Here is a 23145-nt window from a genome sequence, read left to right on the forward strand (position 1 = left end):
CGGCGCCACCGGCACCGTCCTGGGCATCGTCTCGGCACATCGACCGCCGGTCTGGTGACCAGGGTCCCTGGTCGTGCCGGGCCGCGTGGGGCAGGATCGACCTGTGGTCGGACGGGTCCGGCCCGTGGCGGGCCGCGGACGAGGAGGCAGCCGTGACGCCGACAGAGAACGACCTCACCGAGCGGGAGGTCGCCGACCTCCTCGAGGCCATCGACGACGAGTACAAGGCCCGGGCCACCTACCGGCAGGTGATCGCCGACTTCGGTGAGGTCCGCCCGTTCATGAACATCGTCGACGCGGAACAGCGCCACATCGACGCACTGGTGGTCCTCTTCGAGCGCTACGGGCTGGCCGTCCCCGACGACCCATGGCCCGGGCAGGTGCCGCGCTACGAGTCACTCGCCGAGGCCTGCCGGGCGGGCGTGGAGGCCGAGGTGGACAACGCGGCGCTCTACGACCGGGTGCTGCAGGGGACGCATCGAGACGAGGTGCTCGAGGTGTACCGCAATCTGCAGCGGGCCTCCCAGGACAACCACCTGCCGGCGTTCCAACGGTGCTCCGAGGGTCGAGGCGCGGGCGGAGGCCCAGGTGGTCGGGGCCGGGGGCCTGGTAGGGGAGGTCGTGGCGGAGGCGGTCCGGGCCGGGGTGCTGGCGGCCGTGGTCACGGTCCCGGTGGCCCTGGCAACGCCGGCCGGAGCTGAGGACCTCGTGCGGGTCGTCCCGCACCGGCACGCTTCCGGTCCCGGTGGGGGGCGACGGTGAGCACCCTCGCCTGGATCGTGGTGGCCGGGGTGGCCATGAGTTCGCTGGCCCTGGTCGGCGCGGTCACGTTGGTGTTGCCGCCGAGCACCCTCGATCGGATCCTGCTGCCGCTGGTGGGTCTGGCGGCCGGGTCCCTGCTGGGGGGCGCCTTCTTCCACATGCTCCCGGCGGCCGTCGACGCGCTCGGCAACGACCTGGCGGTCTATCTCTGGCTGGTGGGTGGCTTCGGGGTCTTCTTCGTCCTCGAGCAGTTCCTGCACTGGCACCACTGCCACCGCAGCGACCACACGGGGCACCAGCCGCTGGGCTACCTGATCCTGGTCGCCGACGGGCTCCACAACCTGATCGGTGGGCTGGCCGTGGGTGCGGCGTTCACCGTCGACATCAGCGTCGGCATCGTCGCCTGGCTGGCCGCCGCGGCCCACGAGGTGCCCCAGGAGCTCGGTGACTTCGGCGTGCTCGTCCACAGCGGCTGGCGCCGCAGCGCGGCACTGCTCTGGAACCTCGGGTCGGCCCTCACCTTCCTCCTCGGCGCCCTCCTCGCCTACGCCCTCGCCGGGAGGGTCGAGGTGGCATACCTCCTGCCGTTCGCCGCCGGGAACTTCGTCTACATCGCCGCCGCTGACCTGCTCCCCGAGCTGTCGTCGCATCCCCGCACCCGCGACAAGCTCGAGACCACGCTGGCCTTCGTGGCCGGCCTGAGCATCCTGCTGGCCGCCACCACCTTCGGGTAGGCGTCGGCCCGCCTGATGCCGTCCTTCGCCCCTACCGGAGCGGGCGCGGCCTGGGAAGCTCCACTCGAGAGAGTTCGCGTCGCGAGGAGGCGCCATGTGGACCGACACGCTGTCGCAGGTCCAGGGATGGTTGGCCAACACCGGGTTCGTCGAAGACCTGGTCGTGGTCGACGGAGTGCTCGTGGCGCGCCCGTCGGGCCGGCGGTTCGACCCCACCCACGACGTTGTCGTGGTCGACACGCACCGCTTCGAGGGGCAGTCCGATCCGGACGACGAGGCCATCCTGTTCGCCCTCGCCACAGTCGACGGTGCGCCGCTCGGGACGCTCACCCTGCCCTACGGCGCCGCGGCCTCACCCGAGGAGGAGGACGTCACCGCCGCCCTGCACCAGGCGCCCCCGTCGGCCGCCGAGCTGCGGGCCCACTGCGAGCACGACCACGCGGCCGCCATCTTCCCCGACCGGGCCGCGGCCGAGCGTGCCGTCGACGACCTTCGACGCCTCGGGTTCGGCAGCGAGCACCTCGGTGTCGCGGTGCACGGCACCGACCTGGTCGTCTTCGAGCACGACCAGGAGGCCGACATGGAGAGCGACGCCACGATCGGCGCCGAGGTCGGGGTGCCCGTGGGCTCGTCGCCGGCGTCGCGCTCGCCGCCCTGGTCGTGCCCGGCATCGGTGTGCTGGGCGTCGGCGGGTTGCTCGGCGTGGGGGTGGCCTCCGCGGTCGGCGGCGCCATGCTCGGTGGCTATCTGGGCATCGCCGCCGCGTCCGAGGAGCGCGACGAGCACGAGGCGCTCGAGCACCTGCCGTTGCAGCCCGGCGAGGTCATCGTGGCGGTGTGCAGCCACGGTCGACGTGACGACGTCGAGGCGGCGTTCGAACGTCACGGCGGCCGGGTGATCGCCCGCGGGATGCCGGCCATCGGCAGCTGAGCAACCGAGCGTCGTCCGGGCACGGTCGCACGGGCTCCGGGCGAACGGGTTCGTGGCGGTGCAGAGGGCGCCGGTAACCTCGGCCGCCGTGTCCGAACCGTCGTCCCGCCGTCCCGAGGCGTTCAAGGCCCCCGTCGGCACCCGCGACGTCCTCCCCCCGGAGTCCGGGCGGTGGCAGGCGCTGGTGGCCGCCTTCGCCCAGCACGTGGGCCGCGCCGGCTACGGGCTGGTGCAGAGCCCCATGTTCGAAGAGATCGGCGTGTTCTCCCGAGTGGGGGAGGGCACCGACGTCGTGCGCAAGGAGATGTACGACTTCCTCGACAAGGGCGACCGCCACCTGGCCTTGCGGCCCGAGGGCACCGCCTCGGTGGTGCGGGCCTTCGTGCAGCACCGGCCGGCCACCCCGTGGAAGGTCTGGTACGCCGCCCCGAGCTTCCGCTACGAACGTCCCCAAGCCGGCCGGTACCGCCAGCACCACCAGCTCGGCGTGGAAGCGCTCGGCAGCGCCGACCCCGACCTCGACGTCGAGGTCATCGCTTTGCTGTGGGACTTCTACGCCTCGCTCGGGTTGCGCCAGGTGGAGCTGGTCCTCAACTCCATGGGCACCACCCAGGACCGCCGTCGCTACGTCGACGACCTGCGCAGCTGGTTGGTCGGGCGCATCGGTGAGCTCGACCCGGCCGACGCCGAGAAGGTCGAGGCCCACCCCATGCGGGTGCTCGACTCCAAGCGGCCGACCACCATCGCGGCCATCGCTGACGCCCCCGCCATCACCGACCGCCTGAGCGACGACGCCGTCGCCCACTTCGACCGGGTGAAGGACGGGCTCACCGCGGTGGGCGTGCCGTTCCGGCTCGAACCACGTCTCGTGCGGGGCCTCGACTACTACACCCACACCACCTTCGAGTTCGTCAGCGGCGCCCTCGACGCGGCCCAGTCCACCATCGGTGGCGGCGGTCGCTACGACGGCCTGGTCGAGAGCCTGGGCGGCCCTCCCACCGCGGGCATCGGGTTCGGATCGGGCATCGAACGGGTCCTGTTGACCTGCGACGCCGAAGGCGTCTTCGCCGCCGGGCCGGCCCCGATCGACGTGTTCGTGGTCGACGCCGCCGGTGGCCGCCACGCCCGCGACCTCACCCTCGAGCTGCGGCGCGCCGGCCTGGCCGCCGATCGGGCCTTCGACGGCCGCTCGATGAAGTCGCAGATGAAGTCCGCTGATCGCAGCGGCGCCGTCCTGGTGGCCATCGTCGGCGACGACGAGGCCGCCGCCGGCACGGTCACCGTGCGCCACATGGACGGCGACCGTTCGCAGACCAGCGTGGGCCGCGACGACCTCGTGGCCCACGTGCGCGCCGCCGCCGGCCGCTGACCACCCGCCCCCAGCCGAACACCCGAGGACATCTCCCGTGAGCGATCCCACCACCCTCCCGATGCGAACCGACTACTGCGGCGCGCTCTCCCCGGCCCTCATCGGCCGCCAGGTGGCGCTGTGCGGGTGGGTGGCCCGGCGCCGTGAGCACGGTGAGCACCTGGCCTTCCTCGACCTGCGCGACCACACCGGGCTGGTGCAGTGCGTGGTCGACGGGGCCGCCGAGCTGCGCTCGGAGTACGTGGTGCGCGTCGTCGGCACCGTGCGGGCCCGCCCGGAGGGCACCGAGAACCCCAACCTGCCGACCGGCGAGGTCGAGATCGGCGACTGCGAGGTCGAGGTCCTCAACACCGCCGAGCCGCCCCCGTTCCAGCTCGACGAGCGCGTCGAGGTCGACGAGATGGTGCGCCTCGCCCACCGCTACGTGGACCTGCGCACCGAGCGCATGCAGCGCAACCTGCGGGTGCGGGCCAAGGTCAACGGCGCCCTGCGCAGCGCCATGGACCGCCAGGGCTTCGTCGAGGTCGAGACCCCCATGCTCATCGCGTCGACCCCCGAGGGGGCCCGCGACTTCGTGGTGCCGAGCCGCTTGTCGCCCGGCCAGTTCTACGCCCTGCCCCAGAGCCCGCAGCTGTTCAAGCAGCTGTGCATGGTGGGCGGCGTGGACCGCTACTACCAGATCGCCCGCTGCCTGCGCGACGAGGACCTGCGCGCCGACCGCCAGTTCGAGTTCATGCAGCTCGACGCCGAGGCCAGCTTCGTCTCCCAGGACGAGGTGCTCGAGTTCATCTCGGTGGCCATCTCGGCCGCCGTGGAGGCCGTCACCGGCGACACGGTGGCGGAGATCCCCCGGATGACGTGGCTCGAGGCCCAGGAGCGCTTCGGTTCGGACAAGCCCGACACCCGCTTCGGTCTGGAGCTCATGGAGCTCACCGAGGTGTTCGCCGACACCGGGTTCAACGCCTTCAAGGCCCCGTGCGTCAAGGGCATCCGGGTGCCCGGTGGCGGCGATGCCACCCGTTCACGCCTCGACGACCTCACCGACAAGGCCAAGCGCTGGGGGGCCAAGGGCCTGGTGTGGATGCGGGTCAAGGACGGCGGGCAGCTCGACTCGCCGGTGGCCAAGTTCCTCAGCGAGGCGGAGCTGGCCGCGCTGGTCGACACCACCGGCGCCGAGGCGGGCGACCTGTTGTTGCTGGTGGCCGACGAGCGGCCCGCGGTGCGCCACGTGCTGGGCCTGCTGCGCCTCGAACTGGGCCGGCCCCCCGTCACCGAGGGTGGCCTGCAGTTCCTGTGGGTGGTCGACTTCCCGCTGTTCGAGGCCGTGGGCGACGACGGCTCACCGATCCCGGCCCACCACCCGTTCACGATGCCCCACCCCGACGACGTCGGCCTGCTCGACAACGACGACGCCCAGGCGTTGCTCGACGTGCGCTCGCAGTCCTACGACCTGGTGCTCAACGGCTGGGAGCTGGGCTCGGGCAGCGTGCGAATCCACCGAGGCGACATCCAGGCGCGCATGTTCGGGCTGCTCGGGATCTCCGAGGAGGAGGCCCAGGCCAAGTTCGGGTTCCTCCTCGACGCCTTCCGCTTCGGGGCCCCGCCCCACGCGGGGTTCGCCTTCGGCATCGACCGTCTGGTGGCGCTGCTCGCCGGCGAGGAGAACATCCGCGAGGTCATCGCCTTCCCGAAGACGCAGTCGGGCACCGATCCCCTCACCCACGCCCCGACCCCGATCGACACCGGGCACCTCGAGGAGCTGGGTCTCCGTCTGCTCCCGGCCAAGAAGACCGACTGAGCGACCCGACGGTCCCGGGTTCAGGTGGTGGCCACGACCGTGACGGCGCTGCTGTCGTCGACCTGCACCACCAGCGTGACGGCAGTGTGGTCGCGCACGGCGCCCAGGCGGTGCTCGGCACCGTCGCCGACGACGGTCTGGTCGACCTCGTAGCCGAGGCGCTCGAGCTCGTCGGCCAGGCCGGCCACGACCGTGCGCAGCGTCGCATCGCGGGTGGTGAAGGTGACCTTGTGGCCCGCGGCGACCTCGGGATCGTCGCCGTCGACCAACGGGATCAGGTCGCCGGGCAGGTCGATGCCTCGCAGGGCGGCGGCCACCGTGGGGCGGCCGGTGGGGACGCCGGCCCCGGCCGCGCCTCCGTCCGGCGTCGGCCCAGCGGTCTCCGTAGCCGTCGCGTCGCCGGGGTTCGACGCCGCTTCGCGCTCGCCTTCGGGGGGACCCACCCCGGCCAAGGACTTCGGCAACCGGGGTTCGAGGGGACCGTCGGGCAGGGGAGGCAGCTCGCGGCGTCCGAGGCGCCCGGCGGCCTTGTCGCCCAGCCCCACGGCGCGGCCCTCGGCCGCCGCCGCCCGTGCGTCGCGCTCGGCCTTGGGGCCCTGGGTCATGCGTCGCCACAGGCGGTAGCCGTACACCGCCAGGGCCACCGCGAACCACAGCCAGAAGAGCACGACCAGGACCTGCTGCACGTCTCGATGCTGGCACAGGTTCCGCTCCGCGAGGAACGTCGAAGCCCCTGGTCGGCGGTCTCGCGGGCCCACGGTCGTGCCGCCGGTGGTCCAGCCGGTAGCATCGGCGCGAATGAACGGTTTGTGGACCCAGCTGGAACCCCTGCTGGCCAAGGTCGCCAAACCCGCCCGCTACATCGGCCTCGAGGACGGTGCGCAGCGGCCCGACCACGACCCCCGCAAGGTCGCGTGGCTGCTCGCCTACCCCGACACCTATGAGATCGGCCTGCCCAACCAGGGCTTGCAGATCCTCTACGAACTGCTCAACGAGCATCCCGATGCGGTGGCGGAGCGCACCTACGCCCCGTGGGTCGACCTCGAGTCGGAGCTGCGCGCCCGCAACATGCCGCTGTTCTCCCTCGACACCCACCGGCGGGCCGGGGAGTTCGACGTCATCGGGTTCAATCTGTCGGCCGAGCTGACCTACACGAACCTGCTCAACATGGTCGACCTCGCCGGGGTGCCGGTGCGCACCGCCGACCGTCGCCCCGAGCACCCGCTCGTCGCCGCGGGCGGCCACTGCACCTACAACCCCGAGCCGATCGCCGACTTCCTCGATTTCGTGGTGCTCGGCGATGGCGAGGAGATCGTGGCCGAGATCACCGAGGTGATCCTCGACTGGAAGTCGTCCGGGCGCACCGAGGGCAGCCGCGAGGGGGTCCTGCGGGCCCTGGCCGGCATCACCGGGGTGTACGTGCCCTCGCTGTACGACGTCGCCTACGACGGCGAGCGCCTCGTGGCCGTCACCCCCCGGTACGCCGACGTCCCCGAGCTGGTCGAGAAGCGCACCCTTCCCGACCTGGCCGACTGGCCGTACCCCAAGAACCAGCTCGTGCCCCTCACCGAGGTGGTCCACGACCGGCTCAACGTCGAGGTGTTCCGCGGTTGCACCCGGGGCTGTCGGTTCTGCCAGGCGGGCATGATCACCCGGCCGGTGCGCGAGCGGCCGGCCGCCCAGGTGCGCGACATGGTCGAGCGCGGCCTGCGCCGCACCGGCTACGACGAGGTGGCGCTCACCTCGTTGTCCACCGCCGACTTCTCCGGCATCGAGGGCCTGGTGGGCGACATCGTGCAGTCCACCGAGGACGGGCCTCCCGTGTCGGTGTCGCTGCCCAGCCTCCGCGTCGACGCCTTCGGCGTGGGCATCGCCACCCAGCTCCAGCGGGCCCGGCGCACGGGCCTCACCTTCGCTCCGGAGGCCGGCACCTGGCGCATGCGCCAGGTCATCAACAAGCTCATCCGCGAAGAAGACCTCTACAGCGCCGTCGACGCCGCCTATGCCAACGGCTGGCGCCGCATGAAGCTGTACTTCCTCACCGGCCTGCCCACCGAGACCGACGAGGACACCCTCGGCATCGCCGAGCTGGCCCGCAACTGCGTCGAGCTGGGCAAGGCCCACACCAAGAGCCCGTCGGTCACGGTGTCGGTGGGCGGGTTCGTGCCCAAGCCGTTCACCCCGTTCCAGTGGTTCGGGCAGAACACCGTCGAGGAGCTGCGCCGCAAGGTCAACCTGCTGCGCGACGCCACCCGCAAGGCCCACGGCGTGCAGATGAAGTGGCACGACCCCAAGGCCACGCTGGTCGAGGGCATCATGAGCCGCGGCGATCGCCGGCTCGGGCCGGTCATCGAGGAGGTGTGGCGCCGCGGCGGCACCTTCCAGGAATGGAGCGAGCGCTTCGACCTCGACCTGTGGGTCGAGGTCATGGCCGCCCACGGGCTGTCGCCCGACTGGTACGCCCACCGCCACCGCACCGAAGACGAGGTCCTCCCGTGGGACCACCTCTCGGCGGGGTTGCACAAGGACTTCCTGTGGCAGGACTGGCGCGACAGCCTCGCCGAGGTCGGCCTGCCCGACTGCCGCTGGACGCCCTGCTACGACTGCGGGGCCTGCACCGGGTACTCCATCGAGCACATCGTGGCCTCGGCCACCCCGCCGGCCGGCGGCTCGCAGGGCACCGGCCAGGACCTCTCGTCGAGCTCGGTGCCGGTCGAGCTGCTGTCACGTCGGCCGGTCGTGGCCGGCACCGGCGGGGGAGCACCCCCGTCGTGAGGATCCGCGTCCGCTTCACCAAGCACGGCAAGGTGCGCTTCACCAGCCACCGCGACGTGGCCCGGCTCTGGGAGCGGGCGCTGCGCCGTGCCGAGCTGCCCGTCGCCACCTCCGAGGGCTTCACGCCCAGGCCCAAGCTGCACTTCGGCCTGGCGTTGTCCACCGGGCACCAGTCCGAGGGCGAGTACCTCGACATCGACCTGCTCGAGCCCGAGGCCCACGACGTCGACCTCGACGCCCTGCCGGCGCGGCTCTCACCGCTGCTCCCGCCGGGGCTCGAGGTCCAGGTGGCGGCCGTGGTCGACCGGGCCGACGACTCCCTGCAGAAGGCGGTGACCTCGTGCTCGTGGCGGATCGAGGTCCCCGACACCGAACCGGCGGTCCTGGCCGCCGCCACCAAGACGCTGCTCGCCAAGGACGTGGTGCAGGTCACCCGCGAGCGCAAGGGCAAGCAGGTCACCGACGACCTGCGCCCGGGGATCCTCCACCTCTCGGTGGACGGTCCCACACCCCCCGACGCACCCGAAGCGGGGGCGGTGTTGGTGGCCCAGTTGGCCACCCACCCCCGTTCGGTCCGGCCCGCAGAGCTGCTGGCCGCCTACGACCCACCCCTCGCCGAGGGGCGGGTCTGTCGCACTCACCAATGGATCACAGCCGACGGCGCGACGCGAGAGCCACTGCTCCCGCCCGGCGCGCCGTCGACGGCGCAACCCACGGCGCGCGCCTCATGAGAAGGGACTCACTCCATGACCGACCCCACGGTCGACGACACCTCGGGCCGCCCGGCCCGCCCCGCGGCCACCGCCGACGGGGCCTCCACGACGCCGGCTCCCGACCAGAGGTCTGAGCCCTCCGCGTCCGGGTCGAACCCCTCTCGCCAAGAGCGCGACACCGCCCCCCGGGGGCGGAGCGAGCAGGCCCCCTCGGCTGAGCGCGACACCTCGAGCTCGTCCGGCGACGCCACCACGAGCGGCTCTTCGGCCCCGGCCGGGGGACCGCGCCGGTCGGACCGCGCCGACACGTCCGACCGCTCGGCCAAGGGCGACAGCCCGGCCGGCGACGCCGACCGCGCCGCCGGATCGGGCGACGCCGCCGGCGGCGAGCGCTCGGGCGGGAGCGGCGACGGCAGCCCACGGCCGCGCCGCCGCCGTGGCTCGCGTGGCGGCCGCAGCCGCAGCCGCAGCAACGGGGCCAACCGTCCGGCCGACGGCGCCGACGCTGCGGGCGACAGCTCGGCCGCCGAGGGGGAGCGCACCCCTGAGCTCCCCGGTCGCCAGTCCGAGGGCCGTCCCAAGGACCCCGCCGCCGCCGAACGGGCGTTGGTCAAGCGCCCCCGCATCGGTGACACCCGTCCCGCTCCGGAGGCCGAGAACGACACGTCCGGTTCGGGCCGGGCGCCGGCCAAGGGCAAGGGCCGAGGCGACCAGGGCCCGTCGCGTGGCGACGGCGGCAGCGAGAGCGGCGGCAACGGATCGGGCGGATCGTCACGGTCCGGGTCGCGTCGGCGCCGCGGCGGACGGGGCAAGAGCAGCGGTGGTGGTGGCGGCGGGGGCGGCGGCCGTTCCGGCCCCTCGAACCAGCCGGTGGAAGCCATCGTCGGCGGTACGGGGCCCGAGCTCGACGAGGAGACCCTCGAGAAGCGCAAGGGCCGTGAGCGCAAGGGCCGCCCGGTCGGTCGCTACCTCATGACCGTCAGCGTGCGCCCCCAGGCCACCCAGATCGCCGTGCTCGAGGGGCGCAACCTCATCGAGCACTACGTCTCGCGTCCGGCCGACGACGTGGCCCAGATCCACGGCAACATCTACCTGGGCAAGGTCCAGAACGTGCTGCCGGGCATGGAAGCGGCCTTCGTCGACATCGCCACCCCCAAGAACGCCGTGCTCTACCGGGGCGACGTGCAGTACGACGCCGAGGACATCGAGGAGGGCGGCAACGCCCGCATCGAGCAGATCCTCAAGCCCAAGCAGAACATCATCTGCCAGGTCACCAAGAACCCCATCGCCCACAAGGGCGCCCGCCTGACCCAGGAGGTCTCCCTCCCCGGCCGGTTCGTGGTCCTGATCCCCAACTCCAGCACCTACGGCATCTCCAAGCGCCTGGCCGACGACGAGCGCAAGCGCCTGCGGTCCATCCTCGACAAGGTGAAGCCGCCCCAGCACGGGGTGATCGTGCGCACCGCGGCCGAGGGCGTGACCGCCGAGGAGATCTCCGCCGACGTCACCCGGCTGCTGTCGCAGTGGGAGCGCATCGAGGCGCTCGCCGCCAAGGTGCAGTCCCCGGCGTTGCTGTACCGCGAGCCGGACATGGCCGTGCGGGTCATCCGCGAGGAGTTCAACGACGAGTACCGGGGCATCGTCATCGACGACGAGCAGCTCTACACCGAGGTGCGCGACTACGTGGCCAGCATCTCTCCGGCGGTGGCCGACCGCGTGCAGTTCTACGACCCGAAGGTCGAGCCGCTGTCCATCTTCGAACGCCACCACGTCCACGAGCAGCTCCACAAGGCCCTCGATCGCAAGGTGTGGCTGCCGTCGGGTGGTTCGCTCATCATCGAGCACACCGAGGCCCTCACCGTCATCGACGTCAACACCGGCAAGAACGTCGGGTCGTCGAGCCTCGAGGAGACGGTCTTCAAGAACAACCTGGAGGCGGCCGTCGAGATCGCCAAGCAGCTGCGCCTGCGCGACATCGGCGGGATCATCGTCATCGACTTCATCGACATGGAGGTGCGGGCCAACCGCGACGAGGTCATCAAGGTGTTCCGCGATGCGCTCGCCCGCGACAAGACCCGCACCCAGGTGTTCGACATCTCCGAGCTGGGCCTGGTCGAGATGACCCGCAAGCGCATCGGTGAGGGCCTGCTCGAGTCGTTCTCGACCCAGTGCCCGGAGTGCGAGGGGCGGGGGCTGCAGATCGACCGCGCCCTGCTGGAATGAGCCGACCTGCGGGTTTGGTCCACCGGGTCCACCTCGCTAGGATGGCGCCCCTATGTATGCCGTGATCCAGAGTGGTGGCAAGCAATATCGCGTCGAGCAAGGTCAGCGCCTCGACGTCGAGCGTCTCGGTGATGCCGAGGAGGTCTCGCTGACCCCGGTGCTGCTGGTCGACGGTGATTCCGTGCTGGCCACCCCCGCCCAGCTGTCCGGTGCCAGCGTCACCGCTCGGGTGGTGGGCGAGGGCAAGGGCCCCAAGATCACCGGCTTCACCTACAAGAACAAGTCCAACCAGCGTCGCCGGTGGGGTCATCGCCAGCGCTACGCCACCATCGAGATCACCGACATCAAGAAGGGCTGAGCCGATGTCAAAGACCAAGGGCGGCGGGTCAACCCGCAACGGCCGCGATTCAGAGTCCAAGCGCCTCGGCGTGAAGCGCTTCGACGGCCAGCTCGTCGAGGCCGGCACCATCCTGGTGCGCCAGCGTGGCACCCGCATCCACCCCGGCGAGAACGTGGGCCGTGGCGGCGACGACACGCTGTTCGCCACCTCTCCCGGCACCGTGAAGTTCGGTTCGCGCAAGGGCCGCAAGCTCGTCGACATCCTGCCGAGCTGATCTGGCGGCGCTCGGCGCCGACACCACTGGCACGACCCCCTCTGGCAGGGGGTCGTGGCGCGTTCGGGGGTCAGCGGCGGCCGGTGAGCCCCTGGGGGAGGTCGGCCTCGGGCCAGTCGAGGAGGGCCACCGCGGTGTCGCACGCGTAGCGGTCGGTCATGCCTGCCACCCAGGTCACCGCCGCCGTGAGCGCGGCGGCCGATCCCGGCTCTGCGTCGCGGGTGTCGGCCAGGAGCTCGGGGTGCTGCACGAAGTGCTCGACGAGCGCCTGGAGCACGGCGATGACGGCCCGGGCCTGGGCCATCGAGTCGGGGCGCAGGTAGATGCGCTCGTAGTTGAAGGTGCGGAAGGCGGCCAGGGCTTCGGCCATCGGCTCGGTCATGGCCACCCGTCCGGCGGCGGCGGTGCCCTCGACGACCCCGCCGATGAAGGCCCGCAGCCAGGAGCTGCGCCGGGGTCCGCACCGCTCGAGGACGATGGCGGGGAGGGCCTCGGTGCCGAGCAGGGCGGCCTTGGTGGCGTCCTCGAAGTCGTGGCACACGTAGGCGATGCGATCGGCCCAGCTCACCACCTCGCCCTCGGGGGTGGCGGGCGTGGGGCGGGACCATGAGTGGTTGCGGACCCCGTCGAGGGTCTCGGCGCACAGGTTGAGCGGGGCGAGCACGACGTCGGCCCCCCACGGGGCGTGGTCGAACCCGTCGGGGAGGTAGGGGTCGAAGGCGTCCTCGCTGGCGTGGCCGCCGGGACCGTGACCGCAGTCGTGGCCGAGGGCGATGGCCTCGGTGAGGGCCACGTTGAGGCGCAGGGCCCGGGCGATGGCCGTGGCCACCTGGGCGACCTCGAGGGCGTGGGTCAGCCGGGTGCGCTGGTGGTCGTCGGGGAAGATGAACACCTGGGTCTTGCCGGCGAGGCGGCGGAACGCCGTGGCCTGGTGCAGGATGCGGTCGCGGTCGCGTTCGAAGCAGGTACGCAGCGGATCCGGGAGCTCGGCCTTCGCCCGGTGGCCGGCCCCCGCCGCCCGGGTGGCACCGGGGGCCATGAGCGTGTCCTCGAGGGCCTCGCGGTCCTGGCGGGCCATGGGGGGACCGGCATCGACGACCGCCCCGGGCTCGGTGTGGGCGGTGCGCACCTCGATGGGGGAGCTGGTGCGGGGGGAGAGGTGACGGCCTTCCATGGTGGCGGCCCAGGTGCGGGCGCGGTCGCTGAGGGCGGAGCCATCCGGAGCGGTCCAGGTCATGGCTCCATCATGACGTCACCCTGCGACAGTGCCGGCGACCGCGGGAGGTGGTCGGCCCGCCGCGTGGGGTCGGGGTGTCCGGTGCGGGCCTGAGTCGAAGGGCCCGTTCGGGGGCCGTGCCCTTCCCGTCGGCCACGCAGCGTGGTACACCATTGTCGTCTCACCAGTTCCTGGACCGTTCGCGGTGAGACGAGGACGGCGACCCATTCGGGTCGCCGTCCTCCCTGGACATCTGAAGGGAACGCCGGATGGAGCTGTCGTCGCGTCGCCGCGACCGGGGGGCCACCCTGGTCGAGTACGCCCTGATCCTCGCCCTCGTGGTGGTGGCTGCCGTCGCGTCCATCCAGTTCCTCACCAATCAGAGCGAGGCCGAGGTGGCCAACCAGGCCGATTGCGTGTCCACCCGGCCCCCTCCGCCGAGCTGCCAGGCCCGCGCGGTCACCACCACCACCACGACCATCCCGCCCGAGACCACCACCACGATCGCTCCCGAGACCACCACCACCGAATCCACGACCACCACCACGTCCACGACAGCGCCGCCGTCGAGCACCACGAGCACGACCGCCCCTCCGGAGCAGTTCGACCTCACCCTGACCGGTTCGACAGAGAGCTTCTATCTCTGGTGGCGAGCCTTCGGCGCCATCTACGTCGTCGATGCTGATGGCGCGCCGGCCCGGGGTGTGACTGTCGTGCTCACCATCCAAGAGGCGGGCCAGTCGGGAGCTTCGACCGTCTCGTGTCAGACGTCGAACGCGGCTGGGGGTCCCAACGCAGGGCGTTGCTCGGTTGCGAGCCCCTGGATGTGGCGGTCGGATGTGCCATCGGTGGAGATCACGGTGATCACCGTCGACGGGCAACCCGTCACCCCGACCCAGCTCACGATCCCGCGCCCGTGATGAACGACGTTCGGGCCCGAGGCGACCACGGAGTAGCCATCGTGGAGATGGCCCTGGTGTCGCCGATCTTGTTCACGTTGCTCCTCGCGGTCTTCGAGTACGGCCTCGTCTACCGGGACATCCTCACGGCGGCCGACGCCGCCAGCGACGGCGCTCGCGTCGGGTCGCAACAGGGCAACGACGTGCTCGTGACCGGCGCCACCGCCGACTACACGATCGTCGATGCCGTCCGCATGGGCTTGGCCGGGCTGGACCCGGAATCGATCGAGCGGATCGTCGTCTACCAGGCGGGCCCGCCGAGCGACGGCAGCCCGTTGTCCCAGGTCCCGGCGGCATGCCGCACCGGAGGATCGAGCACCGCCGCCGACTGCAACGTGTACCTCCCCGCAACGGCCTTCGTCGCCATCCAGGACGGCGACGTCGAGTTCTTCGAGTGCGTCGATGCCGGCGACCCGGCGTGCGGCTGGGACCCGACCACGCGCGTCGACGGGCCGACCGTCGCCGACATCGAGTACCTCGGGGTCTACGTCGAGGTGCGCCATGACTACCTGACGGGGCTGTTCGGCTCCGCGTTCGACATCGAGCGGGCCAGCATCACCCGCATCGAGCCCGGGGACCTGAGCGGATGAGGCCGACGACGCAGCACCGCGGGACGGGCGACGAGGGAGCGGTGCTCGTCGAGTTCGCTCTGGTCTTGCCCTTCCTCGTGCTGATCTTCCTCGGGGTCGTCGACTACGGCTCCGCGTTCAACGACGCCAACCGGGTCGACCGCGCCGTGCTGAGCGCAGGGCGCACGGTGTCGTCGGTCGCCGACGGTCGCCAGGCCGACTTCGCCACCGTCCAATCGCTGGCTTCGAGCCTCGAGACCAGCAGTCGCGTGAGCATCGAGAAGGTCATCATCTACGACTCGACCGCAGCCGATGGTGCGGTCCCCGCCAACTGCCTCAGCGTCTCGACGACGGGGTCCCCGCCCTTCGGCGTGAACGGTCGGTGCAACGTGTACACGGGTGCGCAGGTGGCCAGTGCCACCCAGGCCAGCTTCGCCGGAACCTCGAGCTGCACAGCGGGCAGCTGGGACCGCCGGTGGTGCCCCACGAGCCGCCAGCGCGACGTCAACCCCGACCGGGTGGGCGTGTGGGTCCAGGTGAGCTACGCGCCGCTGACGGGTCTGCTGCCTGCGGGCGGCCTCACCGTCGAACGCAGCGCGATCTACCAACTCGAGCCCACCGCCGCAGGGAGCTGAGAGCGTGCACCGAGTCGAGAACCGGAAGCGAGGGCGAGCGCAGCGCCCCCTCAGGGCTCAGGACGGGTTCATCCTCGTGCTCACCGCGCTGCTGTTGCTACCGCTGCTGGCCTTCACGGGGCTCGCCGTGGACCTCGGCTCGTGGCTGGGGCGAGCCGCACAGATCCAGAAGGCGGCGGATGCCGCCGCACTGGCCGGCGTGGCCTACCTGCCCGACACCGGCCGCGCCGACCGCGCGGCGCGGGAGGTGGCCACCGCCAACGGGTTCACCGACGGCACCGATGGGATCTCCGTCTCGGTCACACCGGTCTCCGGGAACAGCGCTCAGCTCCGCGTGACCATCACCGACGCCGGCGCCGACCAGTACTTCACCGAGCCCTTCACCGGGGGTGCTGTCGACATCACTCGTGCGTCAACCGCCGAGTACATCAAGCCGGTGCCCATGGGCAGCCCCAAGAACTTCCTCGGCACCGGCGGTCTGCTCAGTGGGTCCAATCGTGAGAACTTCTTCTTGGCGGTGAGCGGGGGATGCTCTTCGAAGGAGCAGGGCGACCGCATCATGACCCAGACCGACGCCAACTTCACCACGACGAACAACCCCCCTACGGGATCGAACGGGTGGAACCGGTGCACCGGTTCCACCACGATCGTCAACCAGAGCTACGACCCGAACGGGTACTTCTACGCAGTCGAGTTCGCCCAGGACTACGCCGGTTCGGTGCGCCTCCAGGTCTACGACGCCCCCTACTGCACCAGCGGTGGGGCAGGGGACTCCACCGGCGCCTTCACCACGCGCTTCACGGTGAGGGACAACACCTCCTTCAACCCCTTGAACACCGGCGTCATCAACAGTCGCGTCTTCTCGCCTTCGGATTGCGGCTCGTGGGGTGGGCGATGGGAGACCCTCCACACCCTCGTGAACCCGACGGCGGGCACCTACTTCATCCAGGTGCAGGGGCAATCGCAGGCCGAGGCCGGCAGCCAGGACCAGATGGGCTCCAACTCGTTTGGGCTCCGCGCCCTCGAGACCCGCTACGGAGGGTCGTTCCAGCCGTGCACGTCGGACCCGAGCCAGTCCGGTTCCCGAGTCGACTGCCCCAACGTCTACGGCGTGAACAACATGGGGATCCTGGCCGCGCTCGCTGGGACCACGCCGTCGTTCTACCTGGCCGAGATCGGCCCCGAGCACAACAACAAGACCATGGAGATCAGCTTGTGGGACCCGGGCGAGGGCTCGCTCGAACTCGAAGTCCTCGACCCGACCGGTGACCCCGCGACGTTCCGATGGGAAGTCCTCTGCCAGGACGGCAGCTCGGCGCCGTGCGCGGGCGAGATCGCACCCAACGGTGGCTACGGGCCTCAGGTGGACGACGAGCTCGACCTCGGGAACCCGTCGAGCGACTATCCCCAGCCCGGTCCGCACCGGGTGTCGACCTCCAAGTACAGCGATCGGCTCCTCAAGCTCACCATCGAGCTCCCCACCGACATCACCGCCGCCTATGGGGGGCTCACCTGGTGGAGGATCCGCTACACGGTGGGCAGCGCCCCCACCGACCGCACGACGTGGGCTGTCGCCGTGAAGGGCGACCCCGTGCGACTGATCCCCAACGACTGACCCGACGGCAGCGTCCGCCTGAGAACCTTCGTCGGAGCGGGGTCGGTGGCGCCGTAGGCTTGGCCGCCGTGTCCGGATTCGTCGACGAGTGCCAGATCCACGTGCGAGCAGGCGACGGCGGCGCGGGCGCGGTCGCCGTGCGACGCGAAGCCCACGTGGCCAAGGGCGGCCCCGACGGCGGCGACGGCGGCAAGGGCGGCGACGTCTGGTTGGTGGCCGACACCAACGTGGCCTCGTTGCTCGCCTTTCGCGATCACCCCCACCGGCGGGCTGGCAACGGCGCGCACGGGTCGGGCAAGAAGAAGCACGGCGCCGGCGGCGACGACACCATCGTGCACGTCCCCGAAGGGACCGTCGTGCTCGACCGCGACGGCACCGTGCTCGCCGACCTGGTGCACGCCGGCGACCGCTGGATGGCCGCCGCCGGCGGCCGGGGCGGCAAGGGCAACGCCCGCTTCCTGTCCAACAAGCGCCGCGCCCCCATGTTCGCCGAGCAGGGAGAGGAGGGCGAGGAGTTCTGGCTCAACCTCGAGCTCAAGCTCATGGCCGACGTCGCCCTCGTCGGCTTCCCCAACGTCGGCAAGTCCACCCTCATCTCGCGGGTGTCGGCCGCCAAGCCCCGCATCGCCGACTACCCCTTCACCACCCTCGAGCCCAACCTCGGCGTGGTCCGCCTCGACGACGGCTTCGAGTACGTGGTGGCGGACATCCCGGGCCTCATCGAAGGGGCCAGCGAGGGCAAGGGCCTCGGCCACCGCTTCCTGCGCCACATCGAACGGGCCCGGGTGCTGGTGCTGCTCATCGACCTCGCCGGCGGCGACACCGGGACCACCTCCGCCGACCCCGCCGAGCAGATCGCCGTGCTCCTGCGCGAGCTCGAGCAGTACCAGCCTGATCTCGTCGACCGACCCCGCCTGCTCGTCGGGTCCCGCGCCGACCTGGTCCCCGAGGTCCTGCCCCTCGCCGAAGCCGGCGACGGCATGGTGACCGGCGACGGCGTCGCCCTCGACCTGTGCATCTCGGCGGTCACCGGTGCCGGGCTGGCCCACCTGCGGGGTCGCCTGGCCGACGCCGTGCGTGAGGTGCGGGCGGTCGTCCCCGAGAAGGAGGGGTTCGTCATCCACCGGCCCTTCGCCGAGGGCGTCGAGGTCGTGCGCGACGACGACGGCAGCTTCCGGGTCCTCGGTCGCGAAGCCCAGCGGGCCGTGGCCCTGTCGGACCTCACCAACGACGAAGCCCTCGACTTCGCCCACGCCCGCCTCAAGAAGCTCGGTGTCGACCGGGCCCTCGCCCGCGCCGGTGCCCGCGAGGGCGACATCGTGCACATCGGTGGCCTGAGCTTCGAGTACGAGGACGAATGACCACCGAGGCCCGGGCGGTGGGAGCGACCCCATGATCGTGGTGGCCAAGATCGGCACCTCCTCGGTGACCGATGCCGAGGGCCACGTGAGCGTCGCCGCGGTGGCCAAGCTCTGCGGCGAGGTCGCCGCCCTGCGCGCCGCCGGCCACCAGGTTGTCGTGGTCACCTCCGGTGCCATCGGCGCCGGGCTCCCGGCCCTCGGCCTCGGCGGCCCCGCCCGCCCCCGCGACGCGGGCACCCTCCAGGCCGTCTCCGCCGTCGGCCAGAGCCGCCTCATGCGGGTCTACGACGAGGCCCTCGCCGGCCACGGGCTGGTGTCGGGCCAGGTGCTGCTCGCCCCGCTCGACTTCATGGAGCGCCGCCAGTACCTCCACGCCCGAGGCACCCTCCTGCGCCTCCTCGAGCTCGGCGTGGTGCCCGTGGTGAACGAGAACGACGCCATCGCCGACGACGAGATCCGCTTCGGTGACAACGACCGCCTCGCCGCCCTCGTCGCCCACCTCGTCGACGCCGGGCTGCTGGTGCTGCTCACCGACACCCCCGGCCTGCTCTCCGCCGACCCCCGGCTCGACCCCTCCGCGTCGCTCATCGAAGAGATCGTGGAGGTCGACCACGCCCTCGAGTCGCTCGCCGGCGGACCCGGCACGCCCGGGGGCAGCGGCGGCATGGCCTCCAAGATCGCCGCCGCCAAGATCGCCGCCTGGTCCGGGGTGCGTACCGTCATCGCTGCCGCCACCCGCGGCGACGTGCTGCGCGATGCCGCCGACGGCGTGCCCGGCGTGGGCACCGTCGTGGTGCCCCACACCCGCCGCCTCGCCGCCCGCAAGCTCTGGATCGCGTTCGCCGTCGGCTCCTCCGGCACCATCACCGTCGACGACGGGGCCCGTGCCGCTCTGTCACGGGGCGGTGTGTCGCTCCTGCCCGCCGGCGTCACCGCCGTCACCGGTCGCTTCGACGCCGACGACGCCGTCGAGATCACCGACCCCTCCGGCCGGGTCTTCGCCAAGGGGCTCATCGCCGCCGATTCGGTCACCGCCGCCACCATGGTCGGCAAGCGCACCCGCGACCTCCCCCCGGGCGCCCCCGACGAGCTCATCCACGCCGACGACCTCGTCATCCTGCCGTGATCCTCTGCTCAGCTCGGCAAGCCTCGCTGAGCCGGCTTCGCCGAAACGCGTAGCTCCTCTGAGCCGCCTCGCTGCGCGTCGGCGTCTGTAGCCCCGGCAAGCCTCGCCGAGCCGGCTTCGCCGAAGCGCGTAGCTCCTCTGAGCCGCCTCGCTGCGCGTCGGCGTCTGTGGACTCTGCGAGACGAGGGTGGTGGACGGTGGGTGGCCGTCGAGCGGACAGCCCGGCGCGCAGGCCGAGCGCAGTGCGGCCAGGCGGCCGCCGCCTGCGCTCACCGAAGAGTTCGTCGACCGGGCTCGGGTCGGCGCAGCTGCCGCTGCGGAGCGAGGCGAGCACCGGGCGCCGGTCGGCGGACAGGACCCGCCGGACACCACCCGGGCTGGCTGCGGAGCGAGGCGAGCACGGAGCGCCCGGCGGTGGACAGGACCCGCCGCTCGACGAGCGCTCGGCCGACGAGCGGTCAGCTGACGAGCAGTCAGCCGATGAGCGGGCTCAGGCGGGGGGCTGGTCCTGGGGAGCGGACTGCTGGCCGGGCAGCTCGGCCTGGAGCTTCTTGGCCTCCTCGAGCAGCGCGGCGGCCTCGTGGCCCCCGGGGCTGGCCACGGGCAGGCCCATCTGCTCGCGGAGCTGATCGAGGCGGGCGATGGCTTCGGTGTTCTGCGCCGCCTTCTCGACCTCGAGCATGCGACCCTCGACACCCTGGTTGGTGAGCTCCTGGGCGCCCTTGGCCTTGGCGTAGCGCAGCTCGATCTTCTCGCGGACCTGCTCGAAGCTGGGCACGTCCTCGCCGACCGTCACCGACAGCGACTCCATGGCCGCGTTCATCTGCTCCTGCATCTTGGCCTGGTCGAGCTGGCCCAGCAGCTTCTGGCGCTCGGCCAGCTTCTCTTGCAGGGCGGCGGAGTTCTGCGAGACCGCGGCCTTGGCCTGCTCGGCCGCCTGGGAGGACTGCAGGACCAGGGTCTTGGAGTCCTCGACGTCGGCCTCGATGGCGATGAGGCGGTTGGCGAAGGCCTCGGCGGCGTGGGTGTACTCGACCGCCTTGTCCTGGTCGCCGGCCTTGTTGGCCTGGTCGGCCATGACCAACGCCTGGCGGGCGTTGGCGGTGAGCGTCTCGTACTCGCCCATCGTCCGGTTCAGGCGCATCTCGGCCTGCTTCTGGTTGGCGATGACGTTGGCGGCCTGCTCCCGCAGGCGCCGATGTTGGTCCTGGGCGTCGCGGATCGCCTGTTCGAGCTGGACCTTGGGGTCGGCCCGCTCGTCGAGTGACGTGTCGGCCTTGGCCCCGAGGTACTTCCACCATCGCTTGAGCGCCTTGAACATGCCCGGAAGGCTAACCGGCCTTCCGTCGCCTTTGGCGGCCGGGCCCGACACCCGCTCGTGCAGGGTTCGTCGGGCTCCCCCGCGACGACGTGGTGCAACGTCGCCGGGGAGGGGGTTCGGCGTCGCCCAGCGCCGCAGAGGTCAGCCGGGGGGAGAGGTCGGGGGTGTCGGAGGCGACTGGTCGTCGGCGGGGGCCAGACGGCGACCGCGCAGGCGGTTGGTGACGGCCTGGAGCTCCTCGGCCCGCAGGGCCCACAGCACGAGCCCGTAGGCGAGCGTCCCGAGAGCCCCGGACGCGAGGCCGGCCACCACGCCGTGGCCGAGGACGGCCTGCACCGCCACGATGACGGCCACGAGGGCGGCCGTCGCCCCCACCAGGCGGGCGATCCCCACCAGGGTGCGCCGGTCGAACCACGGGCCGATCCGGCGTTGGAGGGCCACCAGGGCGACCACGGCGAACACCGCATAGGCGACCGAGAACGACGCCGCCAGGCCCTCGACGCCGAAGGGCCCGACGAAGGCGATGGCCAGCACCACGTTGAGGGCGTTCTGGCCCAGGTTGATCCAGAAGGGGGTGCGGGTGTCGCGCAGGGCGTAGAAGCCCCGCATGGCGTAGAGGTAGGCGGCGAAGAAGGGCAGGCCGGCGGAGAAGGCGGCGAGCGTGCCGGCGATGGTGTCGCCCGACTCGGCGTCGAGCGCGCCACGCTCGAGGGCCACGGTCACGACGGGTCCGGCCAGCAGGGTGAGTCCCGCGGCGGCCGGCAACAACAGCACCAGCACGAGGCGGAGGCCGTAGGTGAAACGGGCTCGCAGTGCGGCCATCTCCCCGCGCACGGCGGCGCCGGCCATCTCGGGGGTGAAGGCCACCATGACCGACACCGCCCACAGGCCGTAGGGGAGCTGGAAGAACATGTAGGCGACGGTGTAGGCGGTGACCCCGTCGACCCCGTTGGCCAACACGATGACCGTGAAGAAGGCGACCTGGTTGGCGAGGACGTAGCCGAGCGTCCACGCCGAGAGCCGGACCACCTGGCGCACGGCCGGGTTGCGCAGCTCGAAGCGCCACCGCAGCTTGATGCCGGCGTGGCGCATGGCGGGCCACAGCACCACGGTCATGGCGACGATGCCGGCCGTGGTGCCCAGACCGAGCAGGAGCAGCAGCCCGGTGTCGTCGCGGACCTGATCGAAGGTGGGCTGGTCCCCGCCGGCGAAGCGGGGCAGCGCCAGGAACAGGCAGATGACCACGACGTTGTTGAGCACCGGGGCGAAGGCGGGCACCGCGAACGAGCGCCGGGCGTTCAACAAGGCGGTGCCGAGGGTGGTCAGCCCGTAGAAGAACATCTGGGGCAGGAACATCACCAGCAGCGGCACGGCCACCTCGGCCTGGCGCTCGGCGTCGGCGGGGTCGGTGGTGATGCTGTAGGCCCGGATGATCCACGGTGCCGCCACCATGGCCAGCAGGGTCATGGCGGCGAGGACCACGGTGATCACCGTGGCCAGGGCGTCGATGCCGTCCTGGTCGTCGCGGTCCATGTGCTCGACCACGACCGGGACCAGGGTGGCGGCGAGGATGCCGCCGAGCACCAGGTCGTAGAGCATGTTGGGTGTGTTGTTGGCCAGGTTGAAGGCCTCGGCCAGCGCAGTGGTGCCCAGCGCGTAGACGATGACCGCAGTGCGGACCAGCCCGCTGATCCGGCTGAGGGCGGTGCCGACCGCGACCGTGGCCGATGACCGGAGCAGGCGGTTGCCGCTCGGCGCGGTCACCGTTCGGAGGTGCCCGGGGCCGGCGGCAGGGCCGGCAGCTCGGCGAGGCCGGCAGAGAGGTTGGTGAGCTCGGCGACGACGTCGGTCACGGCCGAGCCGATGAGGGCCAGCGAGTCGGTCTGCTGGGTGGCGCCCAGCTCGAGGGCGCGGGTCACGACCTCGTCGAGGCGGGCGTCGAGGTCGCCCAGCCGCGCCTCGGTGGACACCAGGCGCTGGTCGATGCGCTTGGCGATCTCGAGCTGTCGGCGGCGGGCCTCGGCGGCGGCCCCGTCGCTGCGCTCGAGCTCGGCCAGGATGTCGCCGAGGTCGATCGCCTCACGCGCGTCCGTGAGATCCTGGCCGGCCGACGCCACCTGCCAGGTCTGGTCGACGGCGGTGGCCACATCGCGGCCGACCACCTCGAGGCGGTCTCGCAGCGGTCCCTTGTCGAGCCGGCGGACGGCGGCGTGGTAACGATCCTCGGCGGCGACGGCGTCGTCGACGAAGGGGCGCCAGCGGGGGCCCAGGGCCCGGCTGCGCATCCTCCAGCGGGACCGGCGGGGGAGGAGGGCCGCGAGCCGGTTCCGCCATCGAGAGCGGCGCGTCACGACCCCACCACGACGCGCCCGTCGTCTCGCGTCGGTCCTGGGTCGGCCATGGGCGACAACGTACCTGCACCGGC

General features: G+C 71.9%; 22 protein-coding genes. 16 read left to right on the plus strand and 6 right to left on the minus strand.

What is annotated here, in order from left to right; all coding sequences use genetic code 11:
* Positions 1 to 152 precede the first annotated feature (152 nt).
* On the plus strand, positions 153 to 701 hold the full coding sequence (locus LUW87_RS02100) for a ferritin-like domain-containing protein (RefSeq protein WP_232669420.1): 549 nt from the start codon (positions 153 to 155) through the stop codon (positions 699 to 701).
* 57 nt (positions 702 to 758) lie between these two features.
* Positions 759 to 1496, plus strand: a complete 738-nt coding sequence (locus tag LUW87_RS02105) for a ZIP family metal transporter (protein WP_232669421.1) — start codon at positions 759 to 761, stop codon at positions 1494 to 1496.
* Positions 1497 to 1848: 352 nt separating this feature from the next.
* Here the strand turns inward: LUW87_RS02105 and LUW87_RS02110 are convergent, their stop codons facing one another.
* Positions 1849 to 2061: a hypothetical protein gene (locus LUW87_RS02110; protein ID WP_232669422.1), complete on the minus strand. Its 213-nt coding sequence runs from the start codon at positions 2059 to 2061 to the stop codon at positions 1849 to 1851.
* 95 nt (positions 2062 to 2156) lie between these two features.
* Here LUW87_RS02110 and LUW87_RS02115 point away from each other — a divergent pair, with 95 nt between their 5' ends.
* The 3 genes from LUW87_RS02115 to aspS all read left to right on the plus strand — a co-directional run bounded on the left by LUW87_RS02115 (position 2157) and on the right by aspS (position 5593).
* A complete protein-coding gene (locus LUW87_RS02115; protein WP_232669423.1) occupies positions 2157 to 2426 on the plus strand; it encodes a hypothetical protein in 270 nt (89 codons plus the stop codon).
* Positions 2427 to 2514: 88 nt separating this feature from the next.
* Positions 2515 to 3795, plus strand: coding sequence for a histidine--tRNA ligase (hisS, locus tag LUW87_RS02120; RefSeq protein ID WP_232669424.1), 1281 nt, complete (start codon positions 2515 to 2517; stop codon positions 3793 to 3795).
* A 61-nt stretch (positions 3796 to 3856) separates the two neighbouring features.
* Positions 3857 to 5593, plus strand: a complete 1737-nt coding sequence (gene aspS / locus LUW87_RS02125; protein ID WP_249419771.1) for an aspartate--tRNA ligase — start codon at positions 3857 to 3859, stop codon at positions 5591 to 5593.
* A gap of 20 nt (positions 5594 to 5613) precedes the next feature.
* On the opposite strand, the gene LUW87_RS02130 is transcribed toward aspS, so the two are convergent.
* Complete coding sequence (locus LUW87_RS02130) at positions 5614 to 6279, minus strand: hypothetical protein (protein ID WP_232669426.1); 666 nt, start codon at positions 6277 to 6279, stop codon at positions 5614 to 5616.
* A 112-nt stretch (positions 6280 to 6391) separates the two neighbouring features.
* Between LUW87_RS02130 and LUW87_RS02135 the strand changes: the two genes are divergently transcribed.
* From LUW87_RS02135 to rpmA, 5 genes are read left to right on the plus strand one after another with little or no spacing between them, the layout of a single operon-like run.
* Complete coding sequence (locus LUW87_RS02135; protein ID WP_232669427.1) at positions 6392 to 8368, plus strand: TIGR03960 family B12-binding radical SAM protein; 1977 nt, start codon at positions 6392 to 6394, stop codon at positions 8366 to 8368.
* Positions 8365 to 9099: a TIGR03936 family radical SAM-associated protein gene (locus tag LUW87_RS02140; RefSeq protein ID WP_232669428.1), complete on the plus strand. Its 735-nt coding sequence runs from the start codon at positions 8365 to 8367 to the stop codon at positions 9097 to 9099. Before LUW87_RS02135 ends, LUW87_RS02140 begins: the two co-directional genes overlap by 4 nt.
* Before the next feature lie 15 nt (positions 9100 to 9114).
* Positions 9115 to 11304 carry an Rne/Rng family ribonuclease gene (locus LUW87_RS02145; RefSeq protein ID WP_232669429.1) on the plus strand — a complete coding sequence of 730 codons (2190 nt, stop codon included), beginning with the start codon at positions 9115 to 9117 and terminating at the stop codon, positions 11302 to 11304.
* A gap of 52 nt (positions 11305 to 11356) precedes the next feature.
* Complete coding sequence (gene rplU, locus LUW87_RS02150; protein WP_232669430.1) at positions 11357 to 11662, plus strand: 50S ribosomal protein L21; 306 nt, start codon at positions 11357 to 11359, stop codon at positions 11660 to 11662.
* A gap of 4 nt (positions 11663 to 11666) precedes the next feature.
* Positions 11667 to 11918: a 50S ribosomal protein L27 gene (gene rpmA / locus LUW87_RS02155; RefSeq protein ID WP_232669431.1), complete on the plus strand. Its 252-nt coding sequence runs from the start codon at positions 11667 to 11669 to the stop codon at positions 11916 to 11918.
* Between the two features lie 70 nt (positions 11919 to 11988).
* Here the strand turns inward: rpmA and LUW87_RS02160 are convergent, their stop codons facing one another.
* On the minus strand, positions 11989 to 13092 hold the full coding sequence (locus LUW87_RS02160; RefSeq protein WP_430300525.1) for an HD domain-containing protein: 1104 nt from the start codon (positions 13090 to 13092) through the stop codon (positions 11989 to 11991).
* Between the two features lie 311 nt (positions 13093 to 13403).
* Here LUW87_RS02160 and LUW87_RS02165 point away from each other — a divergent pair, with 311 nt between their 5' ends.
* From LUW87_RS02165 to proB, 6 genes are all read left to right on the plus strand, one after another.
* A complete protein-coding gene (locus tag LUW87_RS02165) occupies positions 13404 to 14054 on the plus strand; it encodes a hypothetical protein (RefSeq protein WP_232669433.1) in 651 nt (216 codons plus the stop codon).
* Entirely contained in the window at positions 14054 to 14683 is a 630-nt protein-coding gene (locus tag LUW87_RS02170; protein ID WP_232669434.1) for a TadE family protein, read from the plus strand. Before LUW87_RS02165 ends, LUW87_RS02170 begins: the two co-directional genes overlap by 1 nt.
* A 41-nt stretch (positions 14684 to 14724) precedes the next feature.
* Positions 14725 to 15297: a TadE/TadG family type IV pilus assembly protein gene (locus tag LUW87_RS02175; RefSeq protein WP_232669435.1), complete on the plus strand. Its 573-nt coding sequence runs from the start codon at positions 14725 to 14727 to the stop codon at positions 15295 to 15297.
* Between the two features lie 4 nt (positions 15298 to 15301).
* Positions 15302 to 16912 carry a pilus assembly protein TadG-related protein gene (locus tag LUW87_RS02180; protein WP_232669436.1) on the plus strand — a complete coding sequence of 537 codons (1611 nt, stop codon included), beginning with the start codon at positions 15302 to 15304 and terminating at the stop codon, positions 16910 to 16912.
* A gap of 68 nt (positions 16913 to 16980) precedes the next feature.
* Entirely contained in the window at positions 16981 to 18273 is a 1293-nt protein-coding gene (gene obgE, locus LUW87_RS02185) for a GTPase ObgE (protein WP_232669437.1), read from the plus strand.
* 31 nt (positions 18274 to 18304) lie between these two features.
* Positions 18305 to 19399, plus strand: coding sequence for a glutamate 5-kinase (gene proB / locus LUW87_RS02190; RefSeq protein ID WP_232669438.1), 1095 nt, complete (start codon positions 18305 to 18307; stop codon positions 19397 to 19399).
* A gap of 490 nt (positions 19400 to 19889) precedes the next feature.
* Here the strand turns inward: proB and LUW87_RS02195 are convergent, their stop codons facing one another.
* The 3 genes from LUW87_RS02195 to LUW87_RS02205 all read right to left on the minus strand — a co-directional run bounded on the left by LUW87_RS02195 (position 19890) and on the right by LUW87_RS02205 (position 23005).
* Positions 19890 to 20720 (minus strand): PspA/IM30 family protein, encoded by an 831-nt coding sequence (locus LUW87_RS02195; RefSeq protein WP_232669439.1) that lies wholly within the window; start codon positions 20718 to 20720, stop codon positions 19890 to 19892.
* Positions 20721 to 20861: 141 nt separating this feature from the next.
* Complete coding sequence (gene murJ, locus LUW87_RS02200; protein WP_232669440.1) at positions 20862 to 22484, minus strand: murein biosynthesis integral membrane protein MurJ; 1623 nt, start codon at positions 22482 to 22484, stop codon at positions 20862 to 20864.
* Positions 22481 to 23005: a hypothetical protein gene (locus LUW87_RS02205; RefSeq protein ID WP_232669441.1), complete on the minus strand. Its 525-nt coding sequence runs from the start codon at positions 23003 to 23005 to the stop codon at positions 22481 to 22483. The genes murJ and LUW87_RS02205 overlap by 4 nt, the downstream gene beginning before the upstream one ends.
* Between the last annotated feature and the right edge of the window lie 140 nt (positions 23006 to 23145).

The sequence above is a fragment of the Rhabdothermincola salaria genome (assembly GCF_021246445.1).
Taxonomy (GTDB): domain Bacteria; phylum Actinomycetota; class Acidimicrobiia; order Acidimicrobiales; family Acidimicrobilacustridaceae; genus Rhabdothermincola_A; species Rhabdothermincola_A salaria.